Source organism: Brachymonas sp. J145, assembly GCF_036312245.1.
Classification (GTDB): Bacteria; Pseudomonadota; Gammaproteobacteria; order Burkholderiales; family Burkholderiaceae_C; genus Brachymonas; species Brachymonas wangyanguii.
In genome coordinates this window covers 13,415-38,984 of sequence record NZ_JAZDCI010000010.1, presented here as the reverse complement: position 1 = coordinate 38,984, position 25,570 = coordinate 13,415, and the positions used below count along the sequence as shown (strand labels likewise).

The following is a 25,570-nucleotide window of genomic DNA, read 5'->3' as shown; positions in this document are numbered from 1 at the left end:
GGTCAGCGGCCGCGGAGGAACAGCGCATCGAGTTCGCGCATGCTGAGCTGGCGCCAGGTCGGTCGGCCGTGGTTGCACTGGTCGGCGCGCTCGGTGGCTTCCATCTGGCGCAGCAGGGCGTTCATTTCGTCCAGCGTGAGGCGGCGGTTGGCGCGCACGGCACCGTGGCAGGCCATGGTGGCCAGGATCTCGTTGCGGGCGCGTTGCAGCACCGTGCTGGCATCGTGGCGTGCCAGTTCATCGAGCACCTGGCGTGCCAACTCCACGGGGTCGCTGCTAGCCAGCTGGGTGGGCACCGAGCGGACGGCCAGTGTGCGGGCGGCCAGCAGCGAGACCTCCAGGCCGAGCTGGGCCAGCACGTCGGCGTAGTCCTGGGCGGCGGCGATTTCCTGTGGCGTAGCGGCAAAGGTGGCCGGGATCAGCAGTGGCTGGCTTTGCAGCGTGGCCTGGTCGAGCTGCTGCTTGAGCTGTTCGTAGACGATGCGCTCGTGTGCGGCATGCATGTCGACCAGCACCAGGCCATAGGCGTTTTCGGCGATCACGTAGACCCCGTGGATCTGCGCCACGGCGCGGCCGAGTGGCCACTGGTCGTGCGTGTCGGGCAGCGGCTGCGGACTGAAGTCAGTGGTGGTGGCCGGATCAGCAGCCGGCGGGATGGCCGCAGCGGGATCGGCCGGCGACAGCATGGCCCAGGGTGAAACACCTTCCTGCAACTGGCCGCTGAACTGTCCGGGGCGGACATCGGCCTGGTAGGGGTTGAGCGGCATGCCCTGCTGGCGCCAGGCGGGCAGGGCGCTGGTGCTCAGCGGCAGGCTGGGTGGCGGCGTGAGCGACAGCACGGCCCCCGTGGCATCGGTCTGGCCGGCACGCGAGGGCGCCAGCGCCTGCTGCAGGCCCTGGCGTACTGCCTGGTGTACTTCGCGGCTGTCGCGGAAGCGGACTTCGATCTTGGTCGGGTGCACGTTGACGTCGACGCGCAGCGGATCGATGCTGATATAAAGCACATAGACCGGCTGGCGCTGGCCGTGCAGCACGTCCTCGTAGGCGCTGCGGGCGGCGTGGGCGATGACCTTGTCGCGCACGTAGCGGCCGTTGACGTAGGCGTATTGCTGGTCGGCGCGTGAACGCGCGTGGTCGGGCAGGCCGCAGCGGCCGTGTACGCGCAGCGGGCCGCTCGGCGTCTGGATCTCGTAATCGACGGCCAGGCTTTGCTCGATGAAGCTGCTGCCTAGCACATCGGCCATGCGCTGTTCGGCATCGGCGGCGCGCCATTGCTCCACCAGCTTGCCGTCGTGCCAGAGCGTGAAGGCGACATCGGGGCGGGCCAACGCGTGGCGGCGCACGGCATCGAGACAGTGGGCCAGTTCGGTGGCTTCGCTTTTCAGGAACTTGCGGCGTGCCGGTGTGCTGAAGAACAGCTCGCGTACCTCGACCGAGGTGCCGCGCTGGCGGGCTGCAGGGCGCAGCTCGCCGCTGCGGCCATCGAGAAAATGCGCGTGTTCGGCATCGGCGGTGGCCGAGAGCAGGCTGAGTTCGGCGACCGAGCCGATGGCGGCCAGGGCTTCGCCGCGGAAGCCCATGGTTTCGACCGCTTCCAGATCGTGCAGGCTGCGGATCTTGCTGGTGGCGTGGCGCTGGATCGCCAGCGGCAGCTGCGTGGGCGGAATGCCGATACCGTCATCCTCGACCGCGATCAGGCGGATGCCGCCAGCCAGCAGGCGCACGGTGATGTGGCGCGCGCCGGAATCGAGTGCGTTGTCGAGCAGTTCGCGCACGACGGCAGCCGGGCGTTCGATGACCTCGCCGGCGGCGATCTGGCTGATCAGCTCGTCGGGCAGGGCCTGGATGGTGGGGTGGGGGACAGCAGACATGGCATAGAGAAGGGTATCGGGGCATTGTAGCCAGCCTGTACCGACAGCAGGCATGCTGCGATAATGCTGCATTGCCACAAATCTAGCCGGACCCCAGCATGGAAATCATCGGATTCCTGATCGACTTCATTCTTCACATCGACCGACACATCTTCGAGTTCGTGCAGCAGTACGGCAACTGGGTCTATGGCCTGCTGTTCCTGATCGTGTTTGTCGAGACCGGCGTGGTAATCATGCCCTTCCTGCCGGGTGATTCGCTGCTGTTCATCGTGGGCGCGCTGGCCGGTACCGGCCACCTGGACCTGTGGATTGCCATGGTGGTGCTGTGGATTGCCGCCGTGCTGGGGGACCAGTGTAACTACAGCATTGGCCGCTATTTCGGGCCCAAGGTGTTCCAGTGGGAAGATTCACGCCTGTTCAACAAGAAGGCCTTTGACAAGGCGCACAACTTCTACGAGCGCTACGGCGGCATCACCATCGTGCTGGCGCGTTTTATGCCGTTTATCCGCACCTTTGTGCCGTTCGTGGCCGGTGTGGCCGAGATGAGCCGCGCCAAGTTCACCTTCTACAACCTGTTGGGTGCCACCATCTGGGTGGGCGGGATCGTGACAGCGGGTTACCTGTTCGGCAACATTCCGTGGGTGAATCAGAATCTGCAGATCATCATCTGGGCGCTGATCCTGGTGCCGGGCGTGCTGGCGCTGTACGGTGCCTGGAAGGCCGGCCGTGCCGACAAGGCGAATGCGGTGCAGGCCGGCAGCACCCGGTAACAATCCTCTGCCAGAACATACAACTTTCCCGCTGCAAGGCGGCGGCTTCATGGGATGATGGCTTCGTGCCTGTCGCAACCGGCGCAGGCAATTCTGATAGAAGCAGGAGAGAACCATGAAGATCACACAACGCAAGACCTGGATTGGCCTGGGCATCACGGCTGCGGCCCTGACGCTGACTGCCTGTGGTACCGGCTACAACACCCCGCTGGGTGGCTTTGGCAACACCGGTGTCGGCACGACCAGCACCGCCACGCAGCAGTACGCCACGGTGACCGACGTGCGCTATTTTGCCCAGGGCGCGCAGGCCGGCGGTGACGGCATTGCCGGCACCCTGATCGGTGGCCTGCTGGGTGGCCTGGCGGGTGACCAGATTGGCGATGGCCGTGGCAAGGATGTGGCTCGCGTGGCCGGCGTGATCGGCGGTGCGCTGATTGGCCGCCAGATTGACCGCAACAACGGCAACTGGGGCAGCCAGCCGATGTACCGCGTGACCGTGCGTCAGGACAACGGTGCCGTGCGCAACTTTGACTACAGCGTCGATCCGGGCGTGCGCAATGGCGACCGCGTGCGCGTGGTGGGCGACCAGCTGTACCGTTGATCGTGCCTCAGCCGTCTGTCTGACCGGCTGAAGGTATCAGGGCTTCTGTTGTGTGCAGAAGCCCTTTTTGTTGTCAGACCGGCAGGCCGTTGATCGGCCAGACGACGCCATTGTCGTTGAGGATGGCATCGAGCGGTACATCGTGCTCGGCCGGCTCCAGGTCGTCCAGATAGCCATGGGTGAAACCGAGGCCGACGGTGTAGGGTTGTGGCTGCAGTGTGGCCAGCGTGCGGTCGTAGAAACCGCCGCCGTAGCCCAGCCGGTAACCGCCCGGGCCGTAGCCGACGCAGGGCACGAACAGCAGGGTCGGGACAATCTCTTCGGTGTCTTTCGGCTTGGGGATGCCGTATGCGTCTTCTTCCATCGGGCAGCCGGGGTACCAGGCGTGAAAGGACAGGGTCTTGGTCTGCTTGTCGATCACCGGCAGGCCGATGCGGCGGCGTTGCGGTTCTTCCAGCAGTTCGCCGTCTTCCTTCCAGCGGTGCAGCGCCGGCAGCGGATCGAATTCGCCCTTGATCGGCCAGTAGGCACCGATGACGGTATCTTCGCGACCCATCAGCCAGAAGCGCATCACGCGCTGCAAATCCTCGCACAGGGCGAGCCGGTTGGGCAGCGCCAGTCTTTCCGCGATCAGGCGCTGGCGCAACGTTTGTTTGTCAGATTTTTTATCCATAATGGCCTCATGCAAACCAGAACAAGCCCTTTTTTCGCAGCCGATGCCCGCCGCCCGTTCCGGCTTATTGTGACATGTCTGGGCCTTGCCCTGACAGGCCATTCGTCGCAGGCGCAGTATCAGGATGAGAACATGGATATCAGCGGCAGCGTGCGCGAAGGCAGCGGCCGCGCGGTGCGCATTCCGTCGGCACCGGCATCGCTCGGCGTGGCCAGCGATGACGTGATCCAGCGCATGGCGAATGCCTTCCGCCGCAAGGATACGGCCACGCTGGGCAGCCTGCTGCCGCAGGCCATGGGTCATCCGCTGGAGCCCTGGGCGGCCTACTGGGAGCTGAGCGCACGCCTGCCCACGGCGCAGCCGTATGAGGTGGATACCTTCCTGCAGCGCTATGCCGGCAGCTACCAGGAAGATCGCCTGCGCAATGACTGGCTGCTGCAGCTGGGCAAGAACCGTGATTTCCAGGCCTTCAACCGCTATTACCCGGCGTTCCGCATGCGCGATGATCGCAATGTGCGCTGCTATGCGCAGGTGTCGGGAGCCGAGCGCGCCGGCTCTGCGGCAGAGATGCTGCGCGACAACTGGTACCCGCAGCGCAACGATGAAGAGGCCTGCAATTTTGCCGCCGGCCAGCTCTACGCCAATGGCAGCGTGAAGGCCGAGGAGATCTGGCAGCGTGCCCGCCTGGCGACGGAAAACAACCGCCAGGCCGCGGCGCGCAGTGCGGTTGCCATCGTCGATCCGGCCGCAGCGAGCCAGCTGTCGGCGCTGTTTGCCAATCCGGCCAGCTTCCTCGCCACGCTGGACAGCAGTACGCGCAGTGGCAGCGAACTGGCGGTACTGGCGCTGCTGCGCGTGGCCAACAGCACGCCATCACGTGCCGCCCAGCTGATGCAGGAAGGCTGGTCCAGCCGCCTGAGCGCGAAGCAGCGCAACACGGTCTGGGGCGAGATCGGCAAGCAGGCGGTGCTGGATCTTGACAGCCAGTCGATGAACTATTACAGCCAGGTGCGCGACCTGCATGATCTGCTCGATGATGACCTGGAGTGGATGGCGCGCTCGGCGTTGCGCATGGCCTACTGGCCGCAGGTGCGCCAGGCGATTGACGCGATGACGCCGGCCACGCGCGAGCAGCCGGTCTGGGTCTACTGGAAGGCACGTGCACTACAGGGTGGCCTGCATGGGCGCGGTGCCGATCGCCAGGCCGAGCAGCTGTATCGCAGCATCGCCGGCAACCAGGGTTTTTACGAAATGCTGGCGACCGAGGCGCTGGGCGAGCGCATCACGCGTCCGCGCGAGGCACGCCCCAGCAGTGCCGATCTGGCGCAGGCACGCGCCAATCCGAGCCTGCAGCGTGCCCAGTACGCGCGCAACATGGGCCTGGCCAGCGAGGCCACGCGCGAATGGAACTACGCCACCAATCTGCACACGCCGGGTGGCATGAACGACCGTGACCTGCTGGCCGCCGCCGAACTGGCCTGCCAGCAGCAGTGGTGGGATCGCTGCATCAATACCAGCGACCGCACCAAGGGCGTGATCAACATGGAGCAGCGTTTCCCGATGCCGTTCCGCGAGGTGGTGGTGCGCCGCAGCCGCAACATCGGGCTGGACCCGTCCTATGTCTACGGTCTGGTGCGCCAGGAAAGCCGTTTTGCCACCAACGCACGCTCGCACGTGGGGGCATCGGGCCTGATGCAGGTGATGCCGGCAACGGCGCGCTGGACCGCCAACAAGCTCGGCATTCCGTATGCGCCGTCGATGATCAACAACCTGGAAACCAATGTGCAGCTGGGCACCGGCTACCTGAAGCTGGTGCTGGATGACTTCCAGGGCTCCTACCCGATGGCGACGGCGGCCTACAACGCGGGCCCGAACCGCCCGCGCAGCTGGCGCAATGGCCCGGTGATGGAAGGCGCGGCCTGGGCCGAGTCGGTGCCATTTGGCGAGACGCGTGACTACATCAAGAAGGTGCTGGCCAACAGCACTAACTACGCGATCCTGCTGACGGGACAGCCGCAGTCATTGCGTGACCGCCTGGGCCAGGTCGGGCCGCTGCTGCCGGGTGCCAGCGATCTGTCGCGTGAGCTGCCTTCCGGTACCGTACGCGTGATCGAGAGCGAGGATGGTGGCGCATGAACGGGGCTCGTACGGCGCAGGTAGCCGAAGAGGCGCTGCCTGATCCCTGGAGCGGCCCGGGTCGCAGCTGGGGCGTGTTCCTGAAGGATGCCTGGCGACTGGCGCGACCGTATTTCCATTCCGAGGAAAAATGGCGCGCGCGCACCATGCTGGTGGTGATCGTGGCGCTGAACCTGGGCACGGTCTACATGAGCGTGTTGTTCAACCAGTGGTACAACGTGTTCTACAACGCCTTGCAGGACAAGAACGTCGAGGTGTTCTGGAGCCAGATGGGGCGCTTCAGCTGGCTGGCGGTGATCGCCATCATCCTGGCGGTGTACAAGTTCTACATCACGCAGCTGCTGGACCTGCGTTGGCGCGCCTGGATGACGCGCAACTACCTGGACAAGTGGCTGGGCCACCACCGCTACTACCACCTGGAGCTGGCACGCCAGGGCGGTGGCGCCACGGTATCGGACAACCCGGACCAGCGGATCCAGGAAGACATTGCCCGTTTTACCGGCAGCTCGCTCGGCATTTCCATGGGCCTGCTGAACTCGGTGGTGACGCTGGTGTCCTTCATCGGCATCTTGTGGACGCTGTCGGGCAGTTTCAGCTTCACGCTGGGCGGGCAGGAATGGACGCTGCCGGGCTATATGGTGTGGGTGGCGATTGCCTACTGCGCCATCGGCAGCGTGATTGCGCACTACATTGGCCGCATCCTGATCCGGCTGAACTTCTGGCAGGAATGGCGCGAGGCCGATTTCCGCTACAACCTGGTGCGCGTGCGTGAATACAGCGAACCGATTGCGCTGGACCGCGGCGAGCCGGCTTCGCAGGAGCAGCTGGACAACCGCTTCGGCGCGGTGCTGAGCAACTACCTGCGCCTGATCAAGGCACAGAAGCGGCTGGTCTGGTTCACCTCCTTCTTCCAGCAGGCGGCGATCATCTTCCCATTCCTGGTGGCGGCACCGCGTTATTTTGCCGGTGCCATCAAGCTGGGCGACCTGATCCAAATCTCTTCTGCCTTTGGCAAGGTGCAGGATTCGCTGAGCTGGTTTGTCGATGCCTACCCGGCGCTGGCCAGCTGGCGCGCCACCACCGAGCGTCTGAATACCTTTGATCGCGGCGTGGCTGACAGCTGGCAGGTCACGACTGAAGTGCAGCCGACGGCGCCGCGCGAGCATGTGGTGGCGGGCCAGCAGTTGCAGCTGCAGCATCTGCAATGCCTGTTGCCGAGTGGCAAGCTGCAGGTGCAGGCCGATGGCCTGGAGCTGAACCCCGGTGATACGGTGCTGGTGCAGGGGCCGTCGGGCAGCGGCAAGTCGACGCTGCTGCGCGCGATTGCCGGCATCTGGCCGCTGGCCTTTGGCCGCGTGCAACTGCCCGAACACAGCATGTTCCTGCCGCAGCGCCCGTATCTGCCGCATGGCAGCCTGCGTGCCGCGCTGGCCTATCCGGCGCAGGAAGATGCCTATGCCGACGCCGAGATCCGCCGCGTGCTGGAGATCGTGCGCATGCTGCATCTGGCGGACCAGCTGGACCAGCGCGAGAACTGGGGCCACAAGCTGTCCGGCGGCGAGCAGCAGCGCGTGGCGATTGCGCGGGCGCTGCTGCGCCAGCCGAAGTGGGTGTTTGCCGACGAGGCCACCAGTGCGCTCGATGCGCCGACCGAAGAGCTGCTGTACCGCGAGCTGATTGCCATGGTGCGTTCCAATGGCGGCGGCCTGCTGTCGGTGGCGCACCGGCACAGCGTGGCAGCCTTCCACGATGGCCTGTGGCTGCTGGAGCCGGCCGAAGAGGGCTTTGTCGTGCGGCAGGCCAAGGCCGGCTGAGCACACAGAGGGAACAACGGGGAGCTACTAGGCTTCCCGTTCTGTTTTGGGCGGCTGCAGGATCAGGCGGCCTGCGCCTGGCTCCAGAGCTGGTAGCCGCGCGCACGCAGCTCGCAGGCCGGGCAGCTGCCGCAGCCGTAGCCCCAGTCATGGCGATGCGCGCGGTCGCCCAGGTAGCAGGTGTGGCTGTGCTCGATGATCAGGTCGACCAGCTGCTGGCCGCCGTCCGGCGTGCCGGAGCCTTCGCCCAGGTCGTGTGCCAGCTGCCAGGTCTGCGCCTTGTCGATCCACATCAGTGGTGTGTCGATCAACAGGCGCTTGTCCATGCCGAGCGACAGCGCGATCTGCATCGCCTTCATGGTGTCGTCGCGGCAGTCCGGATAGCCGGAGTAGTCGGTTTCGCAGACGCCGGTGACCAGCACGTCGATGCCGCGGCGGTAGGCCAGCGCTGCCGCCAACGTCAGGAACACCAGGTTGCGGCCCGGCACAAAGGTGTTCGGCAGGCCGCTGGCCTCCATGGCGAAGGCGGTATCGCGCGTGAGCGAGGTCTCGCTGATCTGGCCGAGGATGTTGACGTCGAGCAGGTGGTCATCGCCCAGACGATCTGCCCATTGCGGGAACTGCTCGCGGAAGGCGCGCAGCACCTGCTGGCGCGCGTCCAGCTCGATGCGGTGGCGCTGGCCATAGTCGAAGCCGACGGTTTCGACACGGCCATAGATGCGCAGCGCGTGCGCCAGGCAGGTGGCCGAATCCTGGCCGCCGGAAAACAGCACCAGGGCGTTGCGGTGGGAGAGGTTGGGAAGCTGGCTGCTCATGCGGAAGGCAGGGAGACGACGGTTTCGTTGGTAATGATCTTGCTGTCCGTGGGCGGCATGTTGGCGATGCCGCTGCTGACATGGCCGGAGGGCACGTGGGCGGCCGCGTTGTCGACATGGCCGGTCTGGTCATCGAAGAAGAAATCCGGCTCGAACTCTTGCAGGAAGCCGCCTTTGGGCAGGCCGCCGAGGAACATCGCCTCGTCGACGGCGATGTTCCAGCTCATCAGGGTGCGGATCGCGCGCTCGTGTGCCGGGGCACTGCGTGCCGTGACCAGCGCGGTGCGGATATGCATGGGCGCATCGCTCTGGCGCGAGGCCTGCTGCAGCTGATGCAAGGCGTCCAGGAAGGGCTTGAACGGGCCGGGCGGCAGCGGTAGCCCGGCCTTGTCGATCTCATGGCGCTGGAAGGCCGGTAGGCCGTCCTGCTGGTAGACGCGCTCGGCCTCGTCGCTGAACAGCACGGCGTCACCGTCAAAGGCGATGCGGACCTCGCGCGGATGCTGGCTGCCGGCGCGCATGGATTCGATGGAGACGCGTGCTGCCGGAAAGCCGAGTGCCAGCGCCTGGCGCACGTCATGGTCATTGGCCGAAAGGAACAGGTGCGCGCCCAGCGGCCGCAGGTAGCGGAACGGGTCGGCGCCCTGGGTGAATACGCCGCGCTCGATGGTGCTCAGGCCGTGTGCCTGCGCCGAGCGGAATATGCGCATGCCGCTGACCGGATCATTGCGCGACAGCAGCACCACCTCGACGCGGCGCTGGTCGCCCTGGTTGAAGGCGAGCAGCTTCTGCACCAGCGAGAAGGCGACACCGGGTTCGGCAGCCTGGCTGAGGCGATCCAGCTGGGCCTGCATATAGCCCTGGGTGTCACCGGATTCGAACAGGCGGTTTTCTTCTTCGAGATTGAACAGCGCACGCGAGGAAATGGCGACGACGAGCTGACCTTCGAGGGATGCGGGCATGGCGGTATCCTGGCAGGAAATGAATGGTTGCACGCAAGGCGTGCAGCTTGTGCGATGATACCTGCAGCCGGGACTGGCATGGGCATGCGCTCTTGTCTGACAGCCGGCGGCAGGCCCCGGGCGTAAGGTGGAGCCATCACAAGAACGGCAGCCCGGACCTGCAGGAGAACACCATGAAAACGCCATTTACCTATACCAACGGAACGCAGCAGTCTGCGCCTCCCGAAGTGGCCGACCACGCCGGCTGGGCCTGGTTGTGGGTGGTCGTGGCGATCCTGACGATTGGCCTGGTCGGTTATGTCGGTGGCAACATGCTGGGCGTGGGCATTTCACAGGGGTCGCATGTACGCGCCGAATTTGACCAGGGCCTGAGCGGCGAACCGCTGCTGCACGGCGCCATCGATCAGCATGCACAAAGCCGCGAACTGGTCGGCAAGGGCACTGCCACCGGCATGGGAGGCAGCGGCAGTTCCTACCTGGCTGAAGCCGCTGCACGCAGCCGGATCATCATCGATGAAGAAGGGATCGTGCATGAAGTCGGGCCGGATGGCAACATCATTGATCCGTTTGATGTCGGCATGGATCCTGAGCTGCAGACCGAGCTGAATGCACTGGACGAGCAGATCCGCCGCGATATGATGGCCCAGGAGCGCGCCCAGCCGGAGCGTCCGCTGCCGCCGCTGAATCCGCCGATGGACATCGCGGCCATGGATGCAGCGCCGATAGCCGTGGTGAGCGAGCGCCCGCAGATGGTGCGTAGCAGCCATAACGCAGCGCAATCCGACATCTTTTTTGGCAACTGAAGGAGCCGGACCGGCGGGCTGACCCGCTGATTCCCAGACGACAACATGCAATCCACTTCCTCGCGTTCTTCCCGTGGCCGCCAGCTGTTGCTGGCGGCTGTTGTGCTGGTGGTGTTCGCCGTGGTGGCGGGCATCTGGCTGGGCCGTGGTGCCAGCAGCGATGGCTCGCCAGTGCGCGGGGATGGCGCGGCCGAACTGACGATCAGTGGTGGCGCCGCGTCCGCCGCGGCACTGGATGCCTCGACCCAGACGGAAGAACTGACCGGTCGCCCGCCACTGCAGGGGCAAGCCGATCCGGCGCGCCAGGCAGAAGGCGCGATTGTGGCGCCGGGCGGTGGCGTGGAGCTGCAGCGCCATGAAGACGTGCAGCCACTGCCGCCGGCTGATGCGGGCGCGGATCTGCCAGCCAGCGCTGCCGAGCCGATGCCCGACGCCAGCGAGGCGCTGCCGCCGCTGGATGACGCGTCCGCTGCGCAATAAGGCTTATCTGTCCGGCACCGGCTGGCCCATGCGCAGCCAGCCGCCTGGATCGGTGGCACCGTGCCGTGGCCACTGGCGTGCCTGATGCACGCGCAGCACGCCGCGCTGCCACAGGTGCATGATGCGCATCACGCCGGCGTGGGTGACCCAGACCGTGGGCAGCGCATGGGGCTGCAGCAGGTGCTGGCGTGCCACCGCTTGCACGCGCGCCATGAAGTCATGTAGCGATTCCCCATTGCCACCGCCAGGCCAGCCGCCAAAATCGGCCATCCAGCTGTCCCATTCCGTGGCGGGCAGGGTGCTCCACGGGCGGCCTTCCCAGCGGCCGAAGTGCATCTCGCGCAGGCGCGTATCGACGCGGGGCAGGGTGGCGATGCCGGCCTGTTCGGCCTGCTGCTGCAGTGTCAGTGCCAGCTGCCGGCAACGGCGTGCCGGCGAGGAGACGATCTGCAGGGGCTGCGCCAGCTCTGGCAGTGCCGCCAGAAAGGCCTGTGCGCTGTGCTGCGTTGCGGCGGCATCGGCGGGTACATCCAGCTGGCCGTAGCAGATGCCGGCATCGACCAGCGGCGTGGCGTGGCGCAGCAGCCACCAGGGTTGGGCAGGGAGGCGTGGCGTCATGCGTGTGCCATGGCGTACAGCGTGGCGGTCAGGCTGGCGGCATAAAAGGTGAGCTCGCAGACCTGCTGCGTGGCACCCAGGCAGTCACCGGTAAAGCCCTGCAGGCGGCGATGGAACCACCAGCCCATCAATGCGGCGGCGATGCCGCTGGCCATAGTGGCGCTGCCGAGAATGGCCAGCGTCCAGGCACCCTGGCCGGTGACGTAGTAGAACGCCGCCAGCGGCAGGCACCAGAGCGCCGCGCTCCAGACCGATACCTGCTGCAGGCCACCGGTGATGCGCAGGGTCTTGGACTGCTGGTCCAGGCCGATATGCGGCAGGGCATTGATCAGCAGCAGCGGAAAGAAGCGCGATACCACGTGGGCACACAGCAGGCTGGCCAACACGATGCCGGGCTGCAGTACGCCCAGGCTGGCTAGCAGCAGCACCTTGAGCAGCAGCGCCATGAACAGGGTGATGACGGCGTAGCTACCGACACGGGAGTCCTTCATGATCTCGAGCGCGCGCGCCGGGCTGGCGTGGCCGCCGAGCGCGTCGGCGACATCGGACAGGCCGTCCTCGTGCAGTGCGCCGGTGAGCCAGATCGTGGCCAGCGTGCTGAGCAGGGCGGCAAGCGCCATCAGCAGGCTGGAGGAGGCCATCAGCATCACCGGCGAGCCCCACAGCCAGAGCACGAACAGATAGACCAGTATCGCCACGGAACCGGTCAGCCAGCCGATCGCTGGGAAATGCACCAGCGCTGCCCGCATGCGGGCCGGACTGTAATCCGCCCAGGCCGCCAGCTGCTGCGGCAGTGGCAGGCGGGTGAAGAATTGCAGGGCCAGCAGCAGGTTGCGCGCGAATTCGCTCATGGCCGCAGGCACTCAGGCCGGCTTGCGCAGGAACATCTGGTAGACCGGGTTCTGCGTTTCTTCGACGTAAGGGTAGCCCAGCGTGTGCAGGAATTCCTGGAACGGGGCATCGTCCTCGGGCGGGGCCTGAATGCCGACCAGCGCCTCGCTGTAGTCGGCGCCCTGGTTGCGGTAGTGGAACAGGCTGATGTTCCAGCCCGGGTTGAGCATGCTCAGGAAGCGCATCAGCGCGCCCGGGCGTTCCGGAAACTCGAAGCGCAGCAGGCGCTCATTGCCGGCGACCGAGCTCGGGCCGCCGACCATGTAGCGGATATGCGCCTTGGCCAGCTCGTTCTCGGTCAGGTCCAGCGTGTCGAAGCCGTTTTCGCGCAGCTTCTGCGTGATCATGCGGCTTTCGCCCTTGCCGTTGGTCGAGACGCCGATATACACATGGGCCTGCTGGCTGCTGTGCATGCGGTAGTTGAACTCGGTCACGTTGCGCGGCCCGCCTTCCAGGCTGTCAATCAGCGAACACAGGCGGCGGAAGCTGCCCCGCTCTTCCGGGATGGTGACGGCGAACAGGGCCTCGCGATCTTCGCCGATCTCGGCACGTGCGGCGACGAAGCGCAGGCGGTCGAAGTTCATGTTGGCGCCGCAGAGCACGGCGGCAAAGGTCTGGCCGCTGAGCTGGCGCTTGTCCACGTACTGCTTGATGGCAGCGACACCCATGGCGCCGGCCGGTTCGACGATGCTGCGCGTATCGACAAAGATGTCCTTGATAGCGGCGCAGACGGCATCGGTATCGACGATGACGTAGTCATCCAGCAACTCGCGGCAGAGGCGGAAGGTTTCCTCGCCGACCAGCTTGACAGCGGTGCCGTCGGAGAACAGGCCGACATCGTCCAGCGCCACGCGCTCGTTGCGCTGCACCGATTGCCACATGGCATCGGAATCGTTCATCTGCACGCCGATCACCTTGATACCGGGGCGCACCGCCTTGATGTAGCTGGCCACGCCAGAGGCCAGGCCGCCGCCGCCGATGGCGACGAACACGGCATCGAGATCGGCATGGGGCAGGGTCTGCACCTGGCGCAGCATTTCCATGGCGACCGTCCCCTGGCCGGCGATGACGTCGGGATCATCGAACGGGTGGATGAAGGTCAGGCCCTGTTCGTCCTGCAGCTTGACCGCGTGCTGGTAGGCATCGCTATAGCTTTCACCGGCCAGCACGACATCGCCGCCAAGCGTCCGCACGGCATCGATCTTGAGTTGTGGCGTGGTGGTGGGCATGACGATGATGGCGCGCGTGCCGAGCTTGCGTGCGCCCAGCGCCACGCCTTGCGCGTGGTTGCCGGCCGAGGCGCAGATCACGCCCTTGTGCAGCTGGCCCGGAGTCAGCTGGGCCATCTTGTTGTAGGCGCCGCGCAGCTTGAAGCTGAACACCGGCTGCTGGTCCTCGCGCTTGAGCAGCACGGTGTTGCCGATGCGGCGGCTCAGCACGCGTGCATGGTCGAGCGGTGTCTCGTGCGCCACGTCGTAGACGCGGGCGTTGAGGATCTTGCGCAGATAGTCATCCGGGCTCAGCGGAGTTGCCGGGGATTGGGGAGCGGTCATCGTGATGCGGTGAAACAGGGAAAAGGCAAGGATAACGCCGATTGTTGTTGCATTGCAGTGCAACAACGCTTGCAGCAGCGGCATGTTGCAGTGCGTGTTTCCAATTGTGCATGCCAAAGGTATCATTATGGATTGGCCTGGACAAGGCAGGGCGTTGTTCCTGTTGTCTTTTCGTGTGCGTGTGTGCATGGTCAGGCCGGTTTTTCCTATCCGAGGTTTTTCCATGCAAGCAATTTTTTCCCGTCGTACCGTTTTTGCCCTGGCCGCTTCGCTGGCCCTGGTCGCCTGCTCCAAGTCCGAAGCACCGGCGGCATCGGCTTCTGCTGCTGCCGCACCGGCCGGCAAGGTGCTGGTAGCAGCATCCAACGCCAACTTCGCCCCGTTCGAGTCCATGACGCCGGAAGGCAAGGTGCAGGGCTTTGACGCCGACCTGATCCAGGCAGTGGCCGAGAAGGGTGGCTTCCAGGTGCGCATGGTGAATACGCCGTGGGAAGGCCTGTTCAACGGCCTGAACCAGGGTGACAGCGATCTGGTGATCTCTGCCGTGACGATTACCGATGCGCGCAAGCAGACGATGGACTTCTCCGAGCCGTATTTCGAGGCGAAGCAGCTGATCGCCGTGCGTGCCGATTCCGGCGTGGCCTCGCTGCAGGACCTGAAGGATCTGGCCGTGGGCGTGCAGACCGGTACCACCGGCGACGAAGTGGTGTCCAAACTGCAGGGCAAGACCAGCGCCAACATCAAGCGCTTTGACACCACGCCGCTGGCCATGAAGGAGCTGGAATCGGGTGGTGTGGCTGCCGTGGTGGGTGACAACGGTGTGGTGGGTCACTACCTGAAGAACAACAGCACGACCCAGCTGCGTCTGGTTGCCGACGATACCGCCGTGCCGGAGCAGTACGGCATCGTGGTGCGCAAGGGCAACACCGAGTTGCTGAACAAGGTGAATGCCGGCCTGCAGGCGATTCGCGCCGATGGCACCTATGACAAGATCTACACCCAGTGGTTTGGTGATGCACCGGTGGCCGCTGCCGCTGCCAGCACGGCTGCTTCCGCGGCTTCCAACTGAGCTCTTCCTTCTTCTGCGGCAAGCCGGTGCCTGAGCGCCGGACTGCCGGCCGATTTCTGCCTGGAGCAGCGCTTGCCGCTACCGGGCACACACTGACACCACCATGGATTTACGCTGGGAAATTCTGACGCCCTATGCGCCCCTGTTCGTCACCGGGGCCTGGATGACCGTGAAGCTGACGCTGATTGCGCTGTCGCTGGGCTTGCTGCTGGGGCTCGGCATTGGCCTGGTCAACGCGCGCCCGGCCACCGGCCTGCGCCGCGTGCTGCGCTGGATTCTGCTGGGCTATGTCGGTTTTTTGCGCGGCACACCGCTGTTCGTGCAGATTCTGCTGGTGCATTTTGCGCTGATGCCGACGCTGGTCCACCCGGAGCACGGCCTGCTGCTCAGCGGTGCCGCCGCGCTGGATTTCCGCCAGTCGCATGGTGCCTTCTTTTCTGGCGCACTGGCGCTGACGCTGAATGCCAGCGCCTATATTTCCGAGATCGTGCGTGCCGGCATCCAGTCGATTGCCCGTGGCCAGATCCAGGCCGCCGAAAGCCTGGGCCTGGACGAGGTGCAGACCATGCGCTATGTGGTGCTGCCGCAGGCGCTGCGCCGCATGGTACCGCCACTGGTGAACGAGGCGGTGACGCTGCTGAAGGATTCCTCGCTGGTATCGGCGATTGGCCTGGCCGAGCTGGCGATGGCGGCGCGTACCGTGGCCGGCGCCCATTCGCGCTACTGGGAACCCTTCCTGGCGATTTCGCTGATCTATCTGGTGATGACCAGCGTGATCACGCTGCTGGCGCGCCGGCTGGAGACACCGGAGGCGCAGCGCGGGCGCTGAGCGCTCTCCGACAGTCCTCATCACGGTAGTAGCAAATGCAGAACGGCCACCCTGGGGTGGCCGTTGCTGTTGGCGGGGAAGGATCAGCCCAGACGCGCCAGCTGCTCCTGCACCTTGGCCAGCGTGGCACCGAAGTCGGCGACGCGCTGTTTTTCCTGCTCGATGACGGCAGGCGGAGCCTTGGCGACGAAGTTCTGGTTGTTGAGCTTGCCCTGGGCCTTGGCGATTTCACCCTGCAGGCGCGTGACTTCCTTGCCCAGACGGATGCGCTCGGCGTCCTTGTCGATTTCCATGAACAGTGCCAGGCGCGCCTCGCCGACAACGGCGACCGGAGCCGCCTGGGCGGCAGCCTGCCAACTGGCCTCATCGGCAAAGACCTTGACTTCGGACAGCTTGGCCAGGGCCTGCAGCGCCGGGGCGGCCTCGGTCAGGAAGGCGTCATCGCCTAGGGCGTAGAGCGGCAGGCGCTGCGCCGGGGAGACCTGCATTTCACCGCGCAGGTTGCGGCAGGCATCGACCAGCTGCTTGAGCTTGGCAACGTACTGCTCGGCCTGCTCGTCGATTTTTTCCGGGTTGCTGACCGGGTATTCGGCAACGGCCACGGAGGCGCCGCTGCGGCCCGCCAGCGGGGCGACTTTCTGCCAGAGTTCCTCGGTGATGAAGGGGATCACCGGATGGGCCAGGCGCAGAATGGTTTCGAGCACGCGGATCAGGGTGTAGCGCGTGCCGCGCTGGGCCGGTTCGTCGCCGGTCTGGATCTGCACCTTGGCGATTTCCAGATACCAGTCGCAGAATTCGTTCCAGACGAAGTCGTACAGGGTGTTGGCAACGTTGTCGAGGCGGTATTCGGCAAAGCCTTTGGCAACCTCGGCTTCGACGCGCTGCAGCTGGCTGACGATCCAGCGGTCGGGCTGGCTGAAGGTCTTGTAGCTGCGGTCGCAGACCTTGTCGTCACCGCTGGGGTGGACGATGCCGCAGTCGTGGCCTTCGCACTGCATCAGCACGAAACGGGTGGCGTTCCAGAGCTTGTTGCAGAAGTTGCGATAGCCTTCGCAGCGCTTGCTGTCGAAGTTGATGCTGCGGCCCAGGCTGGCGAGGGCGGCAAAGGTGAAGCGCAGGGCATCGGCACCGTAGGCCGGGATGCCGTCGGGGAATTCCTTTTCGGTGTCCTTGCGCACCTTGGGGGCGGTTTCGGGCTTGCGCAGGCCGACCACGCGCTTGTCCAGCAGCGGGGCGAGTTCGATACCGTCGATGAGGTCGACCGGGTCGAGCACGTTGCCTTCGGACTTGCTCATCTTCTTGCCCTGGGCGTCGCGCACCAGGCCATGAATGTAGACGTGGCGGAACGGCACCTGGCCGGTGAAGTGGGTCGTCATCATGATCATGCGGGCGACCCAGAAGAAGATGATGTCGTAGCCGGTGACCAGGACGCTGCTGGGGAGGTAGAGGTCGTAGTCTGTGGTGCCGCCGTTGGCTGGCTGGGCGGCCTCGGGCCAGCCCATGGTGCTGAAGGGGACCAGGGCGGAGGAGTACCAGGTGTCGAGCACGTCTTCGTCACGCGTGAGCTGCGGGCCGCGCGTGAGTCGGGCCTGCAGGCGGTCGGTGTCGGCGGTGTGGCAGCGGACGCGGGCGTGGGCCATGGCATCGTCGATGGCCTTGCGCCATTGCTGTCTGGCTTGTTCCTCGTTGCGGGCCACGTAGACCTGGCCTTCTTCGTCGTACCAGGCCGGGATCTGGTGGCCCCACCAGAGCTGGCGGCTGATGCACCAGTCCTGGATGTTGTGCATCCACTGGTTGTAGGTGTTGACCCAGTTTTCCGGGACGAAGCGGACCTGTCCGCTGTCGACGGCGTCGATGGCCTTTTGCGCGATGCTCTTGCCGGTGGGGTCGTCCTTGCCGACGGCGTTCATGGCGACGAACCACTGGTCGGTGAGCATGGGTTCGACGACCTGGCCGGTGCGGGCGCAGCGCGGCACCATCAGCTTGTGCTTGCGGGTTTCGACCAGGACACCGATGGCTTCGAGGTCCTTGATCACGGCCTTGCGTGCGACAAAGCGGTCGAGGCCACGGTAGGCTTCGGGGGCGTTGCCGTTGATGGTGGCGTCGAGTTCCAGCACGCAGATCATCGGCAGCTGGTGGCGCTGGCCCACGGCGTAGTCGTTCTGGTCGTGTGCCGGCGTGACTTTCACCACGCCGGTGCCGAACGCACGGTCCACGTAGTCGTCGGCGATGACCGGGATCTCGCGGCCGACCAGCGGCAGGGTCACGGTCTTGCCGATCAGGGCCTGGTAGCGCTCATCTTCGGGGTGGACCATGACGGCAACGTCGCCAAGCATGGTTTCGGGGCGGGTGGTGGCCACGGTCAGGCTGCCGCTGCCGTCCGTCAGCGGGTAGGCGATGTGCCACAGGTGGCCGTCTTCCTCGGCGCTTTCGACTTCGAGGTCGGAGACGGCGGACTTGAGCACCGGATCCCAGTTGACCAGGCGCTTGCCGCGGTAGATCAGGCCCTGCTCGTACAGGCGGACAAAGGTTTCGGTGACGACGTGGCTGAGCTTGTCGTCCATGGTGAAGTATTCGCGGCTCCAGTCGACGCTGGCACCCATGCGGCGCATCTGGTTGGTGATGGTGTTGCCGCTGTGTTCCTTCCACTCCCAGACCCGGGAGACGAAGTTCTTGCGCGCTTCAGGTGGGGTGGGGCCCATGTCGTGACGGCTGATGCCCTGTTCCTGCAGCTGGCGTTCGACGACGATTTGCGTGGCGATGCCGGCGTGGTCGGTGCCGGGGACCCAGGCGGTGTTGTAGCCCATCATGCGGTGGTAGCGCGTGAGGCTGTCCATGATGGTCTGGTTGAAGGCGTGGCCCATGTGCAGCGTGCCGGTGACGTTGGGCGGCGGCAGCTGGATGGCAAAGTCGTGGCCGGCCGCATGGGCCTCGGCGCTGGGCTGGCCGGTGCCGCGAAAGCCGGCAACGCCATAGCCGCGGCGCTCCCATTCGGGGCCCCAGCGGGCTTCGATGGCGGCGGGTTCAAAGGACTTGGTCAGGGCGGCCAGGGCGGGCTGCTGCAGGGCGTCTGTCATGGTGTGAAGGCTAGGTCTGGAGGGCCACGGCAGGCTGCCGGGCGGGATCACAAGGCAAAAGGCATGCGCAGCTTGTCTGGGCATGCCGGTAAAGGATTGATTTTACGTCCTGCGACAGGGCTTGCAGCAGGTACGCCGATTGCCGACTGTGCCGGTGCGCTCTTTACAGCACGTTGAGCGGAATCTTCAGGTAGTGCGTGCCGTTGTCTTCGGCGGGTGGCAGCTGACCGGCGCGGATGTTGACCTGCACTGCCGGCAGGATCAGCTTGGGCATGTCCAGCGTTTCGTCGCGGGCCGTGCGCATGCTGACAAAGGCGTCTTCGTCGATACCGTCGTGCACATGGATATTGCCGGCCTTGTGCCGGGCCACGGTGTGTTCGCAAAAGGCGGCCGGGTTGTCGGCCACGCCATCGGCGTAGTTGTGGCACAGGAAGAGGCGGGTATCGGCCGGTAGCGAGAGCAGGCGGCGCACCGAGTGGAACATCTGGTGCGCATCGCCGCCGGGAAAGTCGCAGCGTGCGGTGCCGGCATCGGGCGCGAACAGGGTATCGCCGACGAAAACCAGATCGGCTTCGTCAGCGGCCGTGATGACGTGGTAGGCCATGTCGGCCGGGGTGTGACCGGGTACGTGCATGGCCTCGATGCGCAGGCTGCCCAGGTCCAGCCCCTGGCCTTCGGACAGCAGCAGGTCGAACTGGCTGCCGTCTGCTGCCAGATCCTTCAGGTTGTAGATGCCGCGAAAGGTTTTCTGCACGGTGGTGATCGGCTGGCCGATGACGATTTGGCCGCCGAGCTGCTGGCGCAGCCAGGGGGCGCTGGAGAGATGGTCGGCGTGGGCGTGGGTTTCCAGGATGTATTGCAGCTGCAGCTGGTTGTCTTGCACGAAGCGGATCAGCTGCTCGGCGCTATCGGTGCGGGTGCGGCCGGACTTGGGGTCATAGTCCAGCACCGGATCGATGATGGCGCAGGCGCTGCCCGGACCCTGGTCCAGCACGTAGCTGAAGGTGCTGGAGTAGCTGTCGAAATAGGGGGTGATACGCACGGCGGCGGTCATGGCAGTCTCCTTGGGGGATCAGGACAGGGCGATCAGGCCCGGGGCAAAGGTCTTGAGCAGCAGCAGCACGGTGGCGAGCAGCACCAGCACGGCAAAACCGCGCTTGCTCCACAGCGTGGGCACGCGCGCTGCCACCATGCGGCTGAACACCATGCCGACACAGGTGGCGATGACAAAGATCCAGCCCGAAGGCACGATGTCGCTGTGGCCAGCCAGCAGCATCTGCAGCACGGTGGAGCCGGACACCAGGGCAATCACGGCGAGCGAGGTGACGACAATGCTTTGCTGGGTGAGATTGCTGTAGCGCTGCAGCATCGGCACGATGAAGAAGCCGCCGCCCACGCCCAGCATGCCGGTCATCAGGCCGGTGGCGGCACCGATGAGGCCCAGCGTGGTGAAATGGGCGGGTGTCCAGGAGAACTTGCCGGTGTCGGGGTTGAGCTTGCAGGGGACATCGCGTTCGTAGCTGTGGGCGGTTTGCGCCCGGGACGGTTTTTTCCAGCTGCGCCAGGCCACCAGCAGCATGATGGCGCTGAACAGGATGGCGAGGAAGGCGGCCGGCACCTGATGCGCCGCCCACTGGCCGATCGGGGAGAACAGGACTCCCAGCAGCACCATGTAGAGTGCGGCCTTGTAGCGCACATGGCCCAGGCGCAGGCCGTCAGCCGCGCCGATGGCCGAGCCGAGGCCGACGGCCGCCAGCGCCACCGGCTTGGCGGCCACCATGCCCATGCCGGTCCCCAGTACCAGGGCCGGGATCGACAGAATGCCGCCGCCGGCACCGGTCAGGCCCATGACGATGCCAATAAGGAGTCCGAGGAAAATGCTGCTGGTCATGCGGAGATGGAGATGCGCGGGGCGCAAACAGTCAAGGTCCAGTCATTATATGTAAAAATAAAATGATGTACAGAGACAGGAAAGCCGCTGTACCGGACCATGGGCAGGTCTGGTAGCAGCGGCTGGCATGGGGCAGCAACCGGAATCAGTCTGCCAGACCGATCTCGAATTGCACCGGGTTGCGGATGGTGTTGGCCACGGGCGAGTAGTAGTTGGCATGCTGCACGATGGCGTCCAGCTCCTCGCGGCTGGCATCGCCCTCGATCACGACCTTGACGCGTACGGCCTGGAAGCCCATCTGGCCCGGCTCGCGCTCGGCACCGCCAGCACCCCAGGCAGCGCTGTTGCCGATATCGCCTTCCAGAAAGACTTCCAGCTTGCTCAGACGCACATTGCGGTGGGTGGCCACGGCGGTGATGCCGACAGCCAGGCAGCCGCCCAGGCCGGACAGTACCACTTCACCGGGAGCCGGCGCGGTGTTCTGGCCGAACAGGTGCAGCGGCTCATCGACCACCACGGCGGGGTGCATCGGATCGGGGTTGGTCAGGTAGCTCAGCGTGCGGTACTGGCCGACACAGATGGTGTGGATCTTGTTGGTGCCACGGCGGTCCGGGTTGTTGCGGCCGACTTCGGCAAACTTGGCCAGGCCTTCGGCATCGATCGGGGCCAGGTACTTTTTCTCTTCGCTCATGAGACTGCTCCTTGAAGGGGGGATCGGGAAAACGCATTGCGTTGAAGCCATGATAGGTCAGGGATACAATATTTTTTGACAATATTCCTGCAAAAAATTTATCAATCGGATCGAATCATGGACATGCATGGGGAGGATGGCCGGGACACGCTGGGCCGGCTGCTGCAATGGGCGCGCTTGCGCGGGCAACTGGATCTGCGCTGCCGCATGCACGATGTGTTTGCGCTGCCGCACGCCCAGGCCGCGGACGGGATCGCGCTGTTTCACGCCGTCCTGGAGGGCGGTTGCCGGCTGGGCTTGCCAGACGGGCGCTGGTATCCGCTGCGACCGGGCGAGCTGGTGGTGCTGCCGCGCGGGCTGGCACACAACCTAGTGGCCTTGCAGGGGGCGCTGCCTGCCGATGACAGCCTGGACGACACGCGCCGCCCCTTGCAGCAGCAGGGCTGGCTGCCCTTGCGCAGCAATCTGCCCGATGCCGCCTGCCTGCGGGACAGCCTGGATCTGGTGTGTGGCCGCTTCGTGCACGAGGGCGAGGCCGGCGCGCTGCTGCTGCAGGCCTTGCCGGATGTGCTGATCCTGGGGCAGCCCCAGGAGGCCGAGCAGCAGCCGGGACCGCCTTGGCGGGGTGCGCCGATCCGGGTGGTGCATGTGCCGCTGGCCTGGCCGGGCGAGGCTGGCGGCAGCACGCTGCATCCGGTGCTGGGACTGGTGCAGTTGCTGCGCCAGGAAGCCGCCGCCGAGCAGCCGGGCGCACGTGCCATGGCCGAATTGCTGACGCAGGCGCTGCTCTTGCATGTGCTGCGTGCCTATGCGCAATCGGAGGCGGTGCGCCAGCTGCCGGGCGTGCTGAACCTGCTGGCCGAGCCGCGGCTGCAGGGGGTGGTGCAAGCCATGTGGCAGCAGCCCGGTGGCGACTGGTCGCTCGACAGCCTGGCGGAACGCGCGGCGATGTCGCGCGCGACCTTTACCCGCCAATTTGCCCAGCATGCCGGCATGTCGCCCTGGGCTTTCCTGACGCAGTTGCGCATGCTGCATGGCATGGAGTTGCTGCGCGATCCGCGTCACAGCCTGGCGCAGATTGCCGGGCTGACCGGCTACCAGTCGGAATCGGCTTTCAACGTGGCATTCCGCAAGTACAGCGGACAGACGCCGGCGAGGTATCGGCGCGAACATGGCTGAGCGCTGGGCTCACGCCTGTGCACTGATAGTGTGCCATTCCAGCATGCCAGCCTGTCATTAGGGGCAGGGCGCTATCGCAGGGTGATGATGCACTGCCGCATGGCATGCGGGTGTGCTGCGGTGCACCATGATTGCGCCCGGCCACCGCGACCAAAACGGTGTGGGGATACCAGAAGCTGGGCAAATCTGCGATCTATCTGATTTTTTCCCAGTTATTTCAATAGCTTGCGATTTATTGGGAGTGACTTGGCACGCCATTTGCATGGGTGTGTGCAGGCGGTGAACCGGAAACGATTCACCACAACTTGCACAACAGGAGGTGAATGCCATGCAGATTGCAGCAGAACACAAGGCGGTCCAGGCGGCTGCATGCGGCGGGGAGCAGCCCTGCTTTGACAAGAGCTGGGGTGACGACCAGGTCATGGCCGAGGTCAGCCGCGTGGCGCGCGGTCCGCTGGCGGCAGCGGCCTACCGCATTGACCAGGAGCATCTGTACCCTCGTGAGCTGATGGGTGAGCTGGGACGCGCCGGTGCCTTTGCGGCAGCCCTGGATGCCGGCGGCCAGCGTTTTGTGCTGGGCCTGGACGCGATGCGCGAAATCAGCCGCTCTTGCGGTGCGACCGGCTTCCTGACCTGGGCGCATGATGTCTGCGGCATGTATATGGAGCAGTCTGGCAACCCGGCGCTGACCGGCCAGCGCCTGCAGGATCACATGCTGGGTCGCAGCTTTGGCGGCACGGCCCTGTCCAACCCGATGAAGGCGCTGGCCGGCATCGAGCCGATGCAGCTCAAGGCCGAACCAGTGCCGGGCGGCTATCTGGTCAGCGGCGCGCTGCCCTGGGTCAGCCATATTGCCAAGGGCCAGTATTGCGGCGCGATTGCCACCGTCAGCAAGTCCGACGGCAGCCGTTCGCACGAGATCATGTTCCTGCTGGATATTGGCGAGGAAGTGGGCCTGCGTCCCTGCCCGGTGTTTTCCGGCATGGAGGGCACCAGCACCTGGGCTGTGCGCCTGGACAAGTACTTCGTCGGGCAGGATCTGCTGATTGCCGATCCGGTGGCCCCGTTTCTCAAGCGCATCCGGGCCGCTTTCGTACTGCTGCAGGTCGGCATGGCGGCAGGCGTGGCGCAGGGCGCGATCGAATCCATGCTGGAAGTGGAGCCGATGCTGGGCCATGTGAACCAGTACCTGTCGGATCGCCCGGATGTGCTGCAGGCCGAGTATGACGATTTGTGGACGCGCGCGGCCAGGCTGGCGCAGACCCCGTACGAGGACAGCAAGGACTTTCTGCTGGAGGTGCTGGACCTGCGTGCGCAGGGGGGCGAGTTCGTGCTGCGTGCCGCCAATTCGGCGCTGATGCACCAGGGTGCGCGTGGCTACCTGATGCAGTCCCCGGTGCAGCGCCGGGTGCGCGAAGCACAGTTTGTGGCGATCGTGACGCCTGCCGTCAAGCATTTGCGCTGGGAAATGGCGCGCCTGAGCCAGGAAGAGGTGCCAGCATGAACGCGCCCGCCTGGAAACAGTTCATCTGCCGCGCCTGCGGCCTGATTTATGACGAAGAGGCCGGTGATCCGGACAGCGGCCTGGCACCGGGTACCCGCTTCGAGGATATTCCGGACGAGTGGGTCTGCCCGCTGTGTGGCGTGACCAAGAGCGACTTCGAGCTGTATGAGCGGGTCGAGATCGACTTGTCTGCCGTGTCGGGATCGCAGGTGCCGGTAGACGGCGGCATCGTGATCGTGGGGGCAGGGCTGGCCGGCTGGTCGGTGGCCGAAGCCCTGCGCCAGGCCATGCCTTCCACGCCCATCACGCTGGTCAGCGCCTGCGCGGGCGACCGTTACCACAAGCCCGAACTGTCCATTGCCATGGGCAAGGGGCAGTGCGCCAAGGCGCTGGTGGCAGAAAGTGGCGCTGAGGCCGCCCGCCGCCTGGGCGTGCGCCTGCTGGCAAATACGCTGATGATAGGGCTGTCGCCGGCGCTGCACCAGCTGCGTACCACCCGCGGCCAGCTGCGTTACAGCCAGCTGATCCTGGCACAAGGTGCGCGTCCGGCGCTACCGGCATCGTTGCCCGCAGATTTGTGCTGGCGCGTCAACCACCTGCAGCAGTGGGATGGCCTGCAGCAGCAACTCGCGCAGCGCAGCCAGCGCGTGCTGGTGGTGGGAGCCGGCATGATCGGCTGCGAAATGGCCGAAGACCTGGCGCGTGCCGGCCATCAGGTCACGCTGCTGGACCGCCAGGCCTGGCCGCTGGCAGCGCTGTTGCCGCAACAGGCGGGCGAACGCCTGCTGCAGGGGCTGCAGGACATGGGCGTGCAGTACCACGGCCAGGTCGAGGTGGCCGGCGTGCAGGCCAGTGCCGACGGCGCGCGCCAGCTGACGCTGAGCGATGGCCGGGTGTTCGAGGCCGATGTCGTACTCGCCGCGACGGGCCTGATGGTGGAGTCCCGGGTGCTGCAGAGTGCCGGCCTGGTGCTGGACAAGGGCATCGTGGTCGATCCCGCCACGCTGCAGACCAGCGCTGCCGATGTCTATGCCCTGGGTGATTGCATCAGCCTGGATGGCCAGCCCTGCCGCTTCATCGAGCCGATTGCCGGCCAGGCCCGGGCGATTGCCGCTGCCATTGCCGGCCAGGACGACCCGGGCTACCAGCACCAGGCGCCAGTCATCCGGCTCAAGTCGCGTGCCATGCCGGTGGTGATTTACGGCCGTCCGCAATGCGACTTGGCATGGACCTTGCTTGAAGTTGATGGCTCGTTCCTGCGCATGCAGCAACAGGCTCCCGGCCAGGACGCGGTGGTGCTGGAACTGGGCAAGTGTCAGCCGCAGCGTCTGGTGGCCTGAACA

Annotated in this window: 22 protein-coding genes; 11 read left to right on the top strand and 11 right to left on the bottom strand. The window is 65.5% G+C overall.

Annotated elements, in window-relative coordinates; genetic code table 11:
• Nucleotides 1–2: 2 nt before the first annotated feature.
• Complete coding sequence (gene mutL, locus V1261_RS09345) at nucleotides 3–1,871, bottom strand: DNA mismatch repair endonuclease MutL (RefSeq protein WP_329771468.1); 1,869 nt, start codon at nucleotides 1,869–1,871, stop codon at nucleotides 3–5.
• Between the two features lie 98 nt (nucleotides 1,872–1,969).
• Between mutL and V1261_RS09340 the strand changes: the two genes are divergently transcribed.
• Nucleotides 1,970–2,641: a DedA family protein gene (locus V1261_RS09340; RefSeq protein ID WP_329771467.1), complete on the top strand. Its 672-nt coding sequence runs from the start codon at nucleotides 1,970–1,972 to the stop codon at nucleotides 2,639–2,641.
• Between the two features lie 115 nt (nucleotides 2,642–2,756).
• Entirely contained in the window at nucleotides 2,757–3,242 is a 486-nt protein-coding gene (locus V1261_RS09335) for a glycine zipper 2TM domain-containing protein (RefSeq protein ID WP_329771466.1), read from the top strand.
• 73 nt (nucleotides 3,243–3,315) lie between these two features.
• Here V1261_RS09335 and V1261_RS09330 read toward each other — a convergent pair whose 3' ends face one another.
• Nucleotides 3,316–3,915, bottom strand: coding sequence for a 5-formyltetrahydrofolate cyclo-ligase (locus V1261_RS09330; RefSeq protein ID WP_329771465.1), 600 nt, complete (start codon nucleotides 3,913–3,915; stop codon nucleotides 3,316–3,318).
• A gap of 132 nt (nucleotides 3,916–4,047) precedes the next feature.
• Here V1261_RS09330 and V1261_RS09325 point away from each other — a divergent pair, with 132 nt between their 5' ends.
• Together V1261_RS09325 and V1261_RS09320 are read left to right on the top strand one after the other, a co-directional pair.
• The gene (locus tag V1261_RS09325) at nucleotides 4,048–6,051 is read left to right on the top strand and encodes a lytic transglycosylase domain-containing protein (protein WP_329771464.1); all 2,004 of its coding nucleotides are present in this window, start codon (nucleotides 4,048–4,050) and stop codon (nucleotides 6,049–6,051) included.
• On the top strand, nucleotides 6,048–7,865 hold the full coding sequence (locus tag V1261_RS09320) for an ABC transporter ATP-binding protein/permease (protein ID WP_329771463.1): 1,818 nt from the start codon (nucleotides 6,048–6,050) through the stop codon (nucleotides 7,863–7,865). Before V1261_RS09325 ends, V1261_RS09320 begins: the two co-directional genes overlap by 4 nt.
• 62 nt (nucleotides 7,866–7,927) lie before the next feature.
• Here the strand turns inward: V1261_RS09320 and queC are convergent, their stop codons facing one another.
• The gene (gene queC, locus V1261_RS09315) at nucleotides 7,928–8,680 is read right to left on the bottom strand and encodes a 7-cyano-7-deazaguanine synthase QueC (RefSeq protein WP_329771462.1); all 753 of its coding nucleotides are present in this window, start codon (nucleotides 8,678–8,680) and stop codon (nucleotides 7,928–7,930) included.
• A complete protein-coding gene (locus tag V1261_RS09310; protein ID WP_329771461.1) occupies nucleotides 8,677–9,642 on the bottom strand; it encodes a 5'-nucleotidase in 966 nt (321 codons plus the stop codon). Before V1261_RS09310 ends, queC begins: the two co-directional genes overlap by 4 nt.
• 173 nt (nucleotides 9,643–9,815) lie before the next feature.
• Between V1261_RS09310 and V1261_RS09305 the strand changes: the two genes are divergently transcribed.
• Both V1261_RS09305 and V1261_RS09300 read left to right on the top strand, forming a co-directional pair.
• Entirely contained in the window at nucleotides 9,816–10,445 is a 630-nt protein-coding gene (locus V1261_RS09305; protein ID WP_329771460.1) for a hypothetical protein, read from the top strand.
• Nucleotides 10,446–10,490: 45 nt separating this feature from the next.
• A complete protein-coding gene (locus V1261_RS09300; protein ID WP_329771459.1) occupies nucleotides 10,491–10,925 on the top strand; it encodes a hypothetical protein in 435 nt (144 codons plus the stop codon).
• A gap of 3 nt (nucleotides 10,926–10,928) precedes the next feature.
• On the opposite strand, the gene V1261_RS09295 is transcribed toward V1261_RS09300, so the two are convergent.
• Genes V1261_RS09295 through ilvA form a run of 3 tightly spaced genes read right to left on the bottom strand, consistent with a single transcriptional unit; the run spans nucleotide 10,929 to nucleotide 13,987 of the window.
• Nucleotides 10,929–11,543 carry a histidine phosphatase family protein gene (locus V1261_RS09295; RefSeq protein WP_329771458.1) on the bottom strand — a complete coding sequence of 205 codons (615 nt, stop codon included), beginning with the start codon at nucleotides 11,541–11,543 and terminating at the stop codon, nucleotides 10,929–10,931.
• On the bottom strand, nucleotides 11,540–12,394 hold the full coding sequence (locus tag V1261_RS09290) for an adenosylcobinamide-GDP ribazoletransferase (protein WP_329771457.1): 855 nt from the start codon (nucleotides 12,392–12,394) through the stop codon (nucleotides 11,540–11,542). The genes V1261_RS09295 and V1261_RS09290 overlap by 4 nt, the downstream gene beginning before the upstream one ends.
• A gap of 12 nt (nucleotides 12,395–12,406) precedes the next feature.
• The gene (ilvA, locus tag V1261_RS09285; RefSeq protein ID WP_329771456.1) at nucleotides 12,407–13,987 is read right to left on the bottom strand and encodes a threonine ammonia-lyase, biosynthetic; all 1,581 of its coding nucleotides are present in this window, start codon (nucleotides 13,985–13,987) and stop codon (nucleotides 12,407–12,409) included.
• Between the two features lie 223 nt (nucleotides 13,988–14,210).
• On the opposite strand from ilvA, the gene V1261_RS09280 reads away from it, so the two are divergent.
• Both V1261_RS09280 and V1261_RS09275 read left to right on the top strand, forming a co-directional pair.
• Nucleotides 14,211–15,056 (top strand): basic amino acid ABC transporter substrate-binding protein, encoded by an 846-nt coding sequence (locus V1261_RS09280; RefSeq protein WP_329771455.1) that lies wholly within the window; start codon nucleotides 14,211–14,213, stop codon nucleotides 15,054–15,056.
• 103 nt (nucleotides 15,057–15,159) lie between these two features.
• Nucleotides 15,160–15,885 (top strand): amino acid ABC transporter permease, encoded by a 726-nt coding sequence (locus V1261_RS09275; protein ID WP_329771454.1) that lies wholly within the window; start codon nucleotides 15,160–15,162, stop codon nucleotides 15,883–15,885.
• Nucleotides 15,886–15,968: 83 nt separating this feature from the next.
• Here the strand turns inward: V1261_RS09275 and V1261_RS09270 are convergent, their stop codons facing one another.
• The 4 genes from V1261_RS09270 to V1261_RS09255 all read right to left on the bottom strand — a co-directional run bounded on the left by V1261_RS09270 (nucleotide 15,969) and on the right by V1261_RS09255 (nucleotide 21,544).
• Entirely contained in the window at nucleotides 15,969–18,962 is a 2,994-nt protein-coding gene (locus tag V1261_RS09270; protein WP_329771453.1) for a valine--tRNA ligase, read from the bottom strand.
• Between the two features lie 163 nt (nucleotides 18,963–19,125).
• The gene (locus tag V1261_RS09265; RefSeq protein WP_329771452.1) at nucleotides 19,126–20,016 is read right to left on the bottom strand and encodes an MBL fold metallo-hydrolase; all 891 of its coding nucleotides are present in this window, start codon (nucleotides 20,014–20,016) and stop codon (nucleotides 19,126–19,128) included.
• Between the two features lie 18 nt (nucleotides 20,017–20,034).
• Complete coding sequence (locus V1261_RS09260; protein ID WP_329771451.1) at nucleotides 20,035–20,853, bottom strand: sulfite exporter TauE/SafE family protein; 819 nt, start codon at nucleotides 20,851–20,853, stop codon at nucleotides 20,035–20,037.
• A gap of 145 nt (nucleotides 20,854–20,998) precedes the next feature.
• On the bottom strand, nucleotides 20,999–21,544 hold the full coding sequence (locus V1261_RS09255) for an OsmC family protein (RefSeq protein ID WP_329771450.1): 546 nt from the start codon (nucleotides 21,542–21,544) through the stop codon (nucleotides 20,999–21,001).
• 117 nt (nucleotides 21,545–21,661) lie between these two features.
• On the opposite strand from V1261_RS09255, the gene V1261_RS09250 reads away from it, so the two are divergent.
• The 3 genes from V1261_RS09250 to V1261_RS09240 all read left to right on the top strand — a co-directional run bounded on the left by V1261_RS09250 (nucleotide 21,662) and on the right by V1261_RS09240 (nucleotide 25,567).
• Nucleotides 21,662–22,723, top strand: coding sequence for an AraC family transcriptional regulator (locus tag V1261_RS09250; protein WP_329771449.1), 1,062 nt, complete (start codon nucleotides 21,662–21,664; stop codon nucleotides 22,721–22,723).
• A 328-nt stretch (nucleotides 22,724–23,051) separates the two neighbouring features.
• The gene (locus tag V1261_RS09245; RefSeq protein WP_329771448.1) at nucleotides 23,052–24,227 is read left to right on the top strand and encodes an acyl-CoA dehydrogenase family protein; all 1,176 of its coding nucleotides are present in this window, start codon (nucleotides 23,052–23,054) and stop codon (nucleotides 24,225–24,227) included.
• Nucleotides 24,224–25,567, top strand: a complete 1,344-nt coding sequence (locus V1261_RS09240; protein WP_329771447.1) for an FAD-dependent oxidoreductase — start codon at nucleotides 24,224–24,226, stop codon at nucleotides 25,565–25,567. Before V1261_RS09245 ends, V1261_RS09240 begins: the two co-directional genes overlap by 4 nt.
• Nucleotides 25,568–25,570: the final 3 nt, after the last annotated feature.

Coding starts and splice junctions, on each gene's coding strand:
- V1261_RS09250 (WP_329771449.1), top strand. CDS start 21,662: ATGGACATGCATGGGGAGGATGGCCGGGACACGCTGGGCCGGCTGCTG.
- V1261_RS09325 (WP_329771464.1), top strand. CDS start 4,048: ATGGATATCAGCGGCAGCGTGCGCGAAGGCAGCGGCCGCGCGGTGCGC.
- V1261_RS09245 (WP_329771448.1), top strand. CDS start 23,052: ATGCAGATTGCAGCAGAACACAAGGCGGTCCAGGCGGCTGCATGCGGC.
- V1261_RS09310 (WP_329771461.1), bottom strand. CDS start 9,642: ATGCCCGCATCCCTCGAAGGTCAGCTCGTCGTCGCCATTTCCTCGCGT.
- V1261_RS09320 (WP_329771463.1), top strand. CDS start 6,048: ATGAACGGGGCTCGTACGGCGCAGGTAGCCGAAGAGGCGCTGCCTGAT.
- V1261_RS09305 (WP_329771460.1), top strand. CDS start 9,816: ATGAAAACGCCATTTACCTATACCAACGGAACGCAGCAGTCTGCGCCT.
- V1261_RS09335 (WP_329771466.1), top strand. CDS start 2,757: ATGAAGATCACACAACGCAAGACCTGGATTGGCCTGGGCATCACGGCT.
- V1261_RS09265 (WP_329771452.1), bottom strand. CDS start 20,016: ATGACCGCCGCCGTGCGTATCACCCCCTATTTCGACAGCTACTCCAGC.
- V1261_RS09275 (WP_329771454.1), top strand. CDS start 15,160: ATGGATTTACGCTGGGAAATTCTGACGCCCTATGCGCCCCTGTTCGTC.
- mutL (WP_329771468.1), bottom strand. CDS start 1,871: ATGTCTGCTGTCCCCCACCCCACCATCCAGGCCCTGCCCGACGAGCTG.
- V1261_RS09270 (WP_329771453.1), bottom strand. CDS start 18,962: ATGACAGACGCCCTGCAGCAGCCCGCCCTGGCCGCCCTGACCAAGTCC.
- V1261_RS09290 (WP_329771457.1), bottom strand. CDS start 12,394: ATGAGCGAATTCGCGCGCAACCTGCTGCTGGCCCTGCAATTCTTCACC.
- V1261_RS09340 (WP_329771467.1), top strand. CDS start 1,970: ATGGAAATCATCGGATTCCTGATCGACTTCATTCTTCACATCGACCGA.
- V1261_RS09295 (WP_329771458.1), bottom strand. CDS start 11,543: ATGACGCCACGCCTCCCTGCCCAACCCTGGTGGCTGCTGCGCCACGCC.
- V1261_RS09330 (WP_329771465.1), bottom strand. CDS start 3,915: ATGGATAAAAAATCTGACAAACAAACGTTGCGCCAGCGCCTGATCGCG.
- V1261_RS09300 (WP_329771459.1), top strand. CDS start 10,491: ATGCAATCCACTTCCTCGCGTTCTTCCCGTGGCCGCCAGCTGTTGCTG.
- V1261_RS09255 (WP_329771450.1), bottom strand. CDS start 21,544: ATGAGCGAAGAGAAAAAGTACCTGGCCCCGATCGATGCCGAAGGCCTG.
- V1261_RS09240 (WP_329771447.1), top strand. CDS start 24,224: ATGAACGCGCCCGCCTGGAAACAGTTCATCTGCCGCGCCTGCGGCCTG.
- ilvA (WP_329771456.1), bottom strand. CDS start 13,987: ATGACCGCTCCCCAATCCCCGGCAACTCCGCTGAGCCCGGATGACTAT.
- V1261_RS09260 (WP_329771451.1), bottom strand. CDS start 20,853: ATGACCAGCAGCATTTTCCTCGGACTCCTTATTGGCATCGTCATGGGC.
- queC (WP_329771462.1), bottom strand. CDS start 8,680: ATGAGCAGCCAGCTTCCCAACCTCTCCCACCGCAACGCCCTGGTGCTG.
- V1261_RS09280 (WP_329771455.1), top strand. CDS start 14,211: ATGCAAGCAATTTTTTCCCGTCGTACCGTTTTTGCCCTGGCCGCTTCG.